This is a genomic window from Pseudomonas schmalbachii (assembly GCF_017589465.1).
GTDB lineage: Bacteria > Pseudomonadota > Gammaproteobacteria > Pseudomonadales > Pseudomonadaceae > Pseudomonas > Pseudomonas schmalbachii.
In genome coordinates, this window is sequence record NZ_JAELYA010000007.1 from 328,512 (window position 1) to 337,430 (window position 8,919).

The 8,919-nt window shown below is 66.7% G+C and carries 7 protein-coding genes; 6 read left to right on the forward strand and 1 reads right to left on the reverse strand.

The annotated features are described in order from the left end of the window. The first annotated feature begins 29 nt into the window (after positions 1-29). The 4 genes from JFY56_RS19015 (at position 30) to JFY56_RS19030 (ending at position 2,841) form a co-directional block, all read left to right on the forward strand. On the forward strand, positions 30-797 hold the full coding sequence (locus JFY56_RS19015; RefSeq protein ID WP_208315597.1) for an alpha/beta hydrolase: 768 nt from the start codon (positions 30-32) through the stop codon (positions 795-797). Positions 798-865: 68 nt separating this feature from the next. Further along, positions 866-1,102 (forward strand): hypothetical protein, encoded by a 237-nt coding sequence (locus tag JFY56_RS19020; RefSeq protein ID WP_208315598.1) that lies wholly within the window; start codon positions 866-868, stop codon positions 1,100-1,102. Positions 1,103-1,181: 79 nt separating this feature from the next. Continuing rightward, a complete protein-coding gene (locus JFY56_RS19025) occupies positions 1,182-2,303 on the forward strand; it encodes a C1 family peptidase (protein WP_208315599.1) in 1,122 nt (373 codons plus the stop codon). Positions 2,304-2,391: 88 nt separating this feature from the next. Next, positions 2,392-2,841 carry a PaaI family thioesterase gene (locus JFY56_RS19030; RefSeq protein ID WP_208315600.1) on the forward strand — a complete coding sequence of 150 codons (450 nt, stop codon included), beginning with the start codon at positions 2,392-2,394 and terminating at the stop codon, positions 2,839-2,841. 184 nt (positions 2,842-3,025) lie between these two features. On the opposite strand, the gene JFY56_RS19035 is transcribed toward JFY56_RS19030, so the two are convergent. Beyond that, positions 3,026-4,387, reverse strand: a complete 1,362-nt coding sequence (locus tag JFY56_RS19035) for an alpha/beta hydrolase (RefSeq protein WP_208315601.1) — start codon at positions 4,385-4,387, stop codon at positions 3,026-3,028. 273 nt (positions 4,388-4,660) lie between these two features. On the opposite strand from JFY56_RS19035, the gene JFY56_RS19040 reads away from it, so the two are divergent. Both JFY56_RS19040 and JFY56_RS19045 read left to right on the forward strand, forming a co-directional pair. After that, entirely contained in the window at positions 4,661-6,313 is a 1,653-nt protein-coding gene (locus JFY56_RS19040) for a VRR-NUC domain-containing protein (protein ID WP_208315602.1), read from the forward strand. After that, positions 6,310-8,586 (forward strand): ATP-dependent DNA helicase, encoded by a 2,277-nt coding sequence (locus tag JFY56_RS19045; protein WP_208315603.1) that lies wholly within the window; start codon positions 6,310-6,312, stop codon positions 8,584-8,586. Before JFY56_RS19040 ends, JFY56_RS19045 begins: the two co-directional genes overlap by 4 nt. Positions 8,587-8,919: the final 333 nt, after the last annotated feature.

The following is an 8,919-nucleotide window of genomic DNA, read 5'->3' on the forward strand; positions in this document are numbered from 1 at the left end:
ATGCCCAAGACCCGCCACGGCAGCCGACGATGCGCAGGACTGTGACCACCGTCGTCCTCCTGGCCCTGGCCGCGTACCTGGGCCTGTGTATCGCGCTGTATGCCTTCCAGCGCTCGCTGATCTACTTGCCGCAGCCGCGCGCCGTCGGTGGAGCGGAAAACCTGATGGCGCTGCCGACCGCCGATGCCACGGTGCTGGTGACGGTACGCCCGCACGCCGGGCCGAAGGCGCTGGTCTACTTCGGCGGCAATGCCGAGGACGTGTCGCAGAACCTGCCCTCCTTCGCCGAAGCCTTCCCCGAGCATGCCATCTACCTGCTGCACTACCGCAGCTACGGCGGCAGCGGCGGCTCGCCCTCCGAGGAGGCGATCCAGCGCGACGCCCTCACCCTGTTCGACCTGGTCCACGCCAGTCATCCGCAAATCGCCGTGGTCGGCCGCAGCCTGGGCAGCGGCGTGGCGATCAGCCTGGCCAGCCAGCGCCCGGCCGCGCGGCTGGTGCTGATCACCCCGTACAACAGCATCGAGGAACTGGGCCAGAAGCAGTTCCCGATCCTCCCGATACGCTGGCTGCTGCAGGACAAGTACCAGTCCTGGCGCTACGTATCGCACATCGAAGTGCCGACGCTGGTGCTGATCGCCGAACACGACGAGGTGATCCCGCGCTGGAGCAGCATGAAGCTCTACCGCCAGTTCAAGCCGGGCGTGGCGAAGCTGGAAGTGATCGCCGGGCGCGGCCACAACGACATTTCCGCCAGCGCCGACTACCTGCGTCTGCTCGGCCAGGCGCTGCCCTGATCGACCGGCAGGCGGGGCCATGCGCCATAGGCCACACTTCATGACGGTGGCGGCGGAGGTTGCGCGACATGTGGCGAAAGATCCTGCGAATGCTGGGGGTACTGCTGGCGCTGGCCCTCATGCTCTCCATGGCCAGGGGTTATTACCGGCTGGTGGACGAGAAGGCCGGCCTTGAAACCGCCAACGAAATCCTGCTCGACGAAGGCAACCGGCTGGAAATCCTCAACCGCCTGCTGGGCGAAGAAAACGCCCGCCTGAAGAGCAACGCCGAAGACCAGCCGGAGCGCAGCGGCAAGTCCCCGTGAACGCTCGTCTGCACGCCGCCTGCCGCACATCAGCCGTGATAATTTGAGCGATACCGACCAGATTCCGGTGGGTACATCCATGTCGATGGCGCGTGGGCTCGTCCTGCTCCTCATTTGCGCGCCGCTTGCCCAGGAAGCGCACGCGGAGGGGACCTTCGAGCTCATTCCGCGAGAGTACCGCGCCAGGCCCGACAGCATCCTGCAGATCGACAACATGCCGCGCGTGCGCAGCCAGGGCGGCCTGGGTTTCTGCTACTCGTTCGTCGCCGCGACGCTGATCGACGAGGCCAACTGCTCGGCGCGCAACGTGGCCAACTGCGCCGCCGTTCCGGACAGCGAAAAAGCCTCCGTGCTCGACCTCGCGCGCTTCGGCAGGAAGCCGGCGGACGACGCCGACCGCGCCCAGCGCATCAGCTACAGCGGCCTGCGTTACGGCGGCAGCCCGGAGGAAAGCCTGTACAACGGCGCGATCCGCACCAACGCCATCGTGCGCGAGTCCTGCGCCCCCTTCGAGCGCCTGACCAGCGATATCCAGAGCCGGCGAATCGCCACAATCCTGGATATCCGCAATATCAGCGCCATCGAGAGGGCCTACCGCAGAATCCAGCCCATGGTCGCCCGCTGCGGCAACTGCGCAGCCGTCGCCATCGACCATGCCATCCACGAGATACGCCGGCGCTACGATCTCGCCGTTTCCGACCGGGAGTTGGCGGCCGCCTTCGCGCAGGACAGCTACTCGAAATTCCTCGACCGCCTGCTGATTCCGCAGGTCTGCCGCACGTCGGACAACTTCATGCGGCTGGTCGGCGGCTGGCGGATCGCCAACTACCCGGACCGGCTGGACGGCAAGTCCGAGTACTACCGGCTGCTGGCGAAGATCCGCGCAGTGCTCGCCAGCAAGCGCCCGCTCGGCATCAACTTCTGCGCCGAAGACGACCTCAGGGCCACCTCGATGAAGAGCTGCGGCAAGATCAGCGTCAACGGCCGCGCCAGCGGTTACGGGCATACGGCGGTCATCACCGGCTATCGCCTGGTCTGCACGAAGGAAGGCCGCTGCCGCGACTCGCTGCAGATCGTAAATTCCTGGGGCGCATCCTGGCAGGCAGACAACGACGACGGCTGGATCGGCGCGCGGCCGCTGCTCGACCGGACGTTCTACGAACCCGAGGCGATCTTCTGGCTGGAGCCCACCGCTCGCTGATCGCCCGCTTCATCCCTTTGCAGCATTGACCGGCGCGGCTGCGCCGTTAGGATGCAGGCTTCGGTTCGCAGTCAGGGATACAGCCAAGATGGCGGAAAGCAGCGCAGCAGCAACTCACCACGAAGTCAGCACATTGCCCCAGCAGGGCCTCGATCCGCTGCTGACCCACCTGGGAATCTTCGGTGTACCGCTGGTCGACGAAGAAAGCTCGACCATTCGCCTGGAACTGAAGCCGTTCCACATGAACGGCCATGACAGCGCCCACGGCGGAGTGCTGATGACGCTGATGGATATTGTCCTGGCCTGGAGCACGCGCCAGCATGGCGATGGCCGCGGCTGCGTCACCGTGGAACTGAAGACCAACTTCATGCGCCCGGGCGGCGCCGCCGGTAACGTGCTGGTGGCCAGCGGCAAGGTGCGCTCGGCCGGCAAGTCCCTGGCCTTCTGCGACGGCGAGATCCGCACCGAGGCGGGCGACCTGGTGGCGACCGCTTCGGCCATCTTCAAATACGTCGGCAAACCAAGCAACGCCTGCTGATCCAGCGCTGGCCGGCTTCACGTAGGTTGGCGCTGAACGAAGTGAAGCCCAACATCTGCCGAGCCGGTGGCACCGTTGGGCTTCGCAGGCTCAGCGCCAACCTACGTGGAGCCCAACACTGGCCATGGCAGCGTTGGGCTTCGCAAGCTCAGCGCCAACCTACGAGCGCCAGCGGTGCCACGACCTACGCGGCTTTTCGCTGTTTCGTTGGGCAGGTGCAGGCGTGTGGATAGGTCTGGCGCGCGCTGAGCGTATCCAGGCGGCTGTTGATCCGGCGCCGGAGCAGCGCAGTCGGCAGCGACCATGGTTTCAGCAGCAACCGGGTAGCACGCGCCGCCCTCGGCGAAGCCATGCGCAGCAGCATGTCGCGCCAGCGCACGGTGGCCGCCCAGACGGTCACGGTGGCGGTGGTCAGCTCTCCCGCGGCACGCAGGCCCGAACCGGCCGGCGAAGGCTCATCGGCGATCTCGATGGTGCGGTCGGCCGCCGGCGCCTCATCGAATGCCGCCACCAGCGCCTCGCTGATGCGTTTCAGCACATCCCGGGCGGCGCCGAGCACCGAGTCGAAGTTGATGAAGCCGTGGAATTGCCCGGCGTAGTGCAGCATCTCCACCGGCACGCCGGCAGCGCGCAGACGCACGCCGTAATCCAGGCCATCGTCGCGGATCGGGTCGAAGCCCGCGGTGACGATCACCGCCGGCGGCAGGCCGCGCAGGTCGGGACTGCGACGCGGGGAATACCAGGGGTCCTCGATGTCCAGCGTCATGAGCGACTCGCTCAGCCGCTCTTCGAGCCAGGCCACCGCTTCGGCAGTCAGGAAGTAGCGGCCGTGGATGTTCTCCTCGTAGGACGGGAATTTCTCCACCAGTTCGGTGGCGGGATACACCATCACCTGCATGCGCAACGTCGGGCCGTCACGGCGGAGCAATTCCTGCGAGATGGCAGCGGTCAGGTTGCCGCCGGCGGAGTCGCCGCCGAGGGCCAGGCGCGTGGTGTCGATGCCCAGTTCGGCGCCGTTCTCGGCGATCCAGTTGACCGCCGCCAGCACGTCCTCGCGGCTCGCCGAGATCGTGTGCTCCGGCGCCAGCCGATAGCTGATGGCGACGGTGATGCAGCCGGCATAGTGGGCGATGTTGCGGCAGACCGAATCGGCGCTGTCCAGCCCGCCGATGACGAAGCCGCCGCCGAAGCACCAGAGGAAGGCGGGCAGCAGTTCGTCGGTATGGCTCGGCTTGAAAATTCGCAGGGTCATCGGCCCGCCCGGACCGACGATCACCTGTTCGGTCACCGAGGCGACGGGAATGCGCCGTCCAAGCGCCTTCGCGGCGAGCAGCCAGCCCTTGCGGAAGCTGTCCACGGAAAGCCTGTCGAGCGAAACCTGCGGTGAAAGGTTGAGCATGCGCAGGATGGCCCGCGCTTCGCGATCGGGCTCACGGGCGCGCAGCACCTTCGGGAGTCCTACGTTCTGGTTCGGCGCTTGCGGGCTGGCAGTACCCGAGGCCGCTTTCTGGTCTTGCTGATTCTGCCGGACTTTCTTGTTGTTCATTTTTTTGTCCTGGTATGTGAACTCGAATGAATCAAGACACAACATGCAGAGCGGTTTGTTGTTGCGGAGCCTCCCCGAATTACGCGATGGCCTTACGACGGTACGGCCTTGGGCTCACATTAGTGGACCGTCGGGTCAGGGCCAAGAGCCATATCGGCGGTATTCCCGACAGGCCCGAGGCCATTCCGGACAGACGCCGGTCAGACCGCGCTTGCCGTCGTGCGCGGCGATGGTCATGCTTGCACTGTATAAAGAGACAGTGCCCTGCCCGTGATGCCGCTTCCGCCCGTCGCCGACTTCTATTACCTGACGAACTTCCTCACCGCCCTCGACTGGATCGAGGAGCGGCACGAGCCCTTGCTGCTGGCCGACGAGCGCGATTTCATCGGCGATTTCCTCGCTCTGGAGCAGCCTTCGCAGGCGCTGCTGGTGCGTCTGGTGATGCGCAAGGGGCCGCACTTCCGCGCCAGCAAGCTGAACTATGCCGAGATCGGCTGCACCCGCCGGGCCGCCGCGCCGCTGCTGGAACTGGGCTGGATCAGCGACCGGCATGAGCTGGCCTTCGCGGAACTGCTGTCGCTGCTGCGCAAGGACGAACTGGTCGCGCGCTTCCGCGACGAACTGCCCTCCGCTGCACCGAAAAAAGGCGACCTGGCCGAACTTCTGGCCCATCACGCCGAACACAGCCGCAGCTTCGCCGAGTGGTATCCCGACCTCGACGACCCGCTCTACAGCCTGGTCATCGGCGACCTCTGCGACCGCCTGCGCCTGCTGTTCTTCGGCAACCTGCGGCAGGACTGGTCCGAGTTCGTCCTCGCCGACCTGGGTGTCTATCGCTACGAACAGGTGCCGTTCAGCGCCGATTCCCGGGCATTCCGCAATCGCGCCGACCTCGACGGCTACCTGCACCTGTGGCGCTGCGGCGAGCGGTTCGCCGCCGGGCTGGCGGTGGACGAGGTGGTCGGGCTGATCGGCGAGTTCGCCAGCGACAACCCCTTCCTGCAATCGCGCCACGCCCGCCTGCTGTTCCGCCTCGCCCAGCAACTGGAGCGCGAAGGCGAGCTGGAAGGGTCGCTGCGGCTCTACCAGCGAACGGTATTTCCCGGCTCGCGGCAACGGCAGATTCGCGTACTGGAACGGCTCGCCCGCCTGCAGGAAGCGCACGAACTGGCGCAAATGGCGGCGAACGCGCCGGAAAGCGAGGCAGAAGCGCAACTGGTCGAACGCGCCCTGGTGCGCCTGAATCGCCTGCTCGGACTGCCCCGGCCGGCACGCGCTTCGGCAGCGGCGGAACAACGCTTCGACCTGTGCCTGCCTCCGATGGGCGAGGCCAGCGTCGAGCTGTGCGTGCGCGACCATCTGAACGAAGCCCAGGCGCCGGTGCACTACGTTGAAAACACGCTGATCAACAGCCTGTTCGGCCTGCTCTGCTGGGAAGCGATCTTCGCCCCGCTGCCGGGCGCCTTCTTCCACCCCTTCCATGCCGGCCCGGCGGACCTGCTCAGCGCCGACTTCGCCCAGCGCCGCGCCGAGCTGTTCGCCAGCAGTTTCGCGCTGATCGACAGCGGCGAATACGCGAGCAAGATCTGCCGCACCTGGCACGACAAGTTCGGCATCGTCTCGCCCTTCGTCTATTGGGACCTGCTCGACGCGGAACTGCTGGAACAGGCGCTGGCCTGCCTGCCCGCTGTTCATCTGAAGGCCTGGTTCGAGCGTCTGCTGCTGGACATCAAGGCCAACCGCGCCGGCATGCCGGACCTGATCCAGTTCTGGCCGGCCGAGCAGCGCTACCGGATGATCGAGGTGAAGGGCCCGGGCGACCGTCTGCAGGACAACCAGAAGCGCTGGCTGGCGTTCTGCGCCGAGCACGGCATGCCGGTGGAAGTCTGTTACGTGACCTGGGCCGACGAGGGCAGCGCCCCATGACCTATGCCATCGCCGTGCGCGCACTCTGCGAATTCACCGCCAAGGAAGGCGACCTCGACCTGCGCTTCACCCCCGCTCCGACCGCGCAGGAAGGCATCGCCGGGCACGCCACCGTGGTCTCGCGCCGCGATGAGTCCTACATCTCCGAGCTGCCGCTGCGTGGCGAATATCCGGGTCTGCTGGTGAGCGGCCGCGCCGACGGCTACGACCCGCTGACCAACCTGCTGGAAGAGATCAAGACCCACCGCGGCGACGTCGCGCGCATCCCGCAGAACCACCGGCTGCTGCACTGGGCACAGGTGAAGGTGTACGGCTGGCTGCTCTGCCAGCAGCTCGAAATGGAAGAGATCGACCTGGCGGTGGTGTACTTCAACGTCATCACGCAGAAGGAAACGCAGTTCCGCGAACGCTTCTCTGCCGCCGACCTGCGCGCCTTCTTCGAACTGCAATGCAGCCGATTCGTCGCCTGGGCCGAGCAGGAAAGCGCCCACCGAGTGGCGCGCGACCGGAGCCTGGAACATCTTCGCTTCCCCTACGCCGAGTTCCGCAGGGGCCAGCGCGCACTGGCGGAGGCGGTGTACCGCGCCGCCCGCGACGGCCGCACGCAGATGGCGCAGGCCACCACCGGCATCGGCAAAACCCTCGGCACGTTGTTCCCGCAGCTCAAGGCATTCCCCGGACAGAAGCTCGACCGCCTGTTCTTCCTCACCGCCAAGACGCCGGGACGCCAGCTCGCGCTGGATGCCCTCGCCACGCTGCGCAGCCAGGAAGACCACATGCCGCTGCGGGTGCTGGAACACGTCGCCCGCGACAAGGCCTGCGAGCATCCGGACAAGGCCTGCCACGGCGAATCCTGTCCGCTGGCCAAGGGCTTCTACGACCGCCTGCCGGCCGCGCGGCAGGCCATCCTCGGGCGGCGCTGGATGACCCAGGAGCAAGTACGCGAAGTCGCCCTCGCCCATCAGATCTGCCCCTACTACCTGAGCCAGGAACTGAGCCGCTGGGCCGACGTGGTGGTCTGCGACTACAACTACTACTTCGACATGACCGCCCTGCTCTACGGCCTCACCGTGCTCAACGACTGGCGCGTGACGCTGCTGGTGGACGAGGCGCACAACCTGATCGAGCGCGGCCGCGGCATGTACAGCGCGGAGCTGGACCAGGGCGAATTCAACGCCCTGCGCAAGGCCGGCCCGGCCTCGCTGAAAAGCGCGCTGGACCGCGTCAGCCGGCACTGGAACCAGCTCTACAAGGAGCAGGAAGAGCCCTACCGCATCTACCCGACCGCGCCGGACCTGTTCATCGCCGCGCTGCAGAAGGCGGTCAGCGCAATCACCGATCACCTGACCGACCACCCCACCGGCAACGACGCCGGGCTGCTGCGCTTCTACCTCGACGCCATGCTGTTCTGCCGCCTGGCCGAAGCCTACGGGCCGCACTCGCTGTTCGACGTCACCGTGGATCGCGGCGCCGGCTGGCGGCCGCAGGCGACCCTGTGCCTGCGCAATATCGTGCCGGCGCCGTTCCTCGCCGAGCGCTTCGAGGCGGCGCACAGCACCACGCTGTTCTCCGCCACCCTCAACCCCGCGCACTACTACGCCGACCTGCTCGGCCTGCCGGAAGGCACCACCTGGCTGGACGTGGAGTCGCCGTTCCGCGCCGAGCAGTTGCAGGTCCACGCGCTGAGCAACCTGTCGACCCGCTACCAGCACCGCGACGCCAGCCTCGCCCCGATCAGCACGCTGATGGCCCGCCAGTTCGCCGAACGCCCGGGCAACTACCTGGCCTTCTTCAGCAGCTACGCCTACCTGGAACAGGCGCTGGAACGCTTCCGCAGCGATCACCCGCACATCCCGGTGTGGGCGCAGTCGCGCAGCATGAGCGAGGCCGAACGCCTAGGCTTCCTCGCCCGCTTCCACGCCGACTCGCAGGGCATCGGCTTCGCCGTGCTCGGCGGCGCCTTCGGCGAGGGCATCGACCTGCCCGGCGACCGCCTGATCGGCGCCTTCATCGCCACCCTCGGCCTGCCGCAGGTGAACCCGATCAACGAGGAAATCAAGCAGCGCATGCAGGCGATGTTCGGCAATGGCTACGACTACACCTACCTCTACCCGGGCCTGCAGAAGGTAGTGCAGGCGGCCGGACGGGTGATCCGCACCACCGAGGACAGCGGCGTGATCTACCTGCTCGACGACCGCTTCAACCAGCCGGCAACGCGGAGGCTGTTGCCGGGATGGTGGCGACCGGAGCGGTTGAGGTTGCCGAGGGAATAAAACGCTGTTGTAGGAGCAACTGTCTTATTCCCCTCACCCTAACCCTCTCCCAAGGGGAGAGGGGACTGTTCGGAGTTGCCGGTTGGCACGGCACTCATCCCGATGCCAATCAGCCCCCTCTCCCTCCGGGAGAGGGTTGGGGTGAGGGAGCCGGCAACGCGAGAGCATCTTCGTAGGAGCGGCCCATGGCCGCGATAGGGCGAAGCTCGCGGGCATGGCCCGCTTGTATGGCGGTAGGGTAGGAACCTGTCGGGGGTGGAGGGACAAGACCCGCTTCTGCAAGCCAGACGGTAGGAGACTTCCCCCACCCACGCGCTCACGACAAGCGCCGAT

Bases quoted from the DNA above. Each gene is read 5' to 3' on its own strand.
- JFY56_RS19015 (WP_208315597.1), top strand. From the start codon at position 30: ATGCGCAGGACTGTGACCACCGTCGTCCTCCTGGCCCTGGCCGCGTAC.
- JFY56_RS19020 (WP_208315598.1), top strand. From the start codon at position 866: ATGTGGCGAAAGATCCTGCGAATGCTGGGGGTACTGCTGGCGCTGGCC.
- JFY56_RS19025 (WP_208315599.1), top strand. From the start codon at position 1,182: ATGTCGATGGCGCGTGGGCTCGTCCTGCTCCTCATTTGCGCGCCGCTT.
- JFY56_RS19030 (WP_208315600.1), top strand. From the start codon at position 2,392: ATGGCGGAAAGCAGCGCAGCAGCAACTCACCACGAAGTCAGCACATTG.
- JFY56_RS19035 (WP_208315601.1), bottom strand. From the start codon at position 4,387: ATGAACAACAAGAAAGTCCGGCAGAATCAGCAAGACCAGAAAGCGGCC.
- JFY56_RS19040 (WP_208315602.1), top strand. From the start codon at position 4,661: ATGCCGCTTCCGCCCGTCGCCGACTTCTATTACCTGACGAACTTCCTC.
- JFY56_RS19045 (WP_208315603.1), top strand. From the start codon at position 6,310: ATGACCTATGCCATCGCCGTGCGCGCACTCTGCGAATTCACCGCCAAG.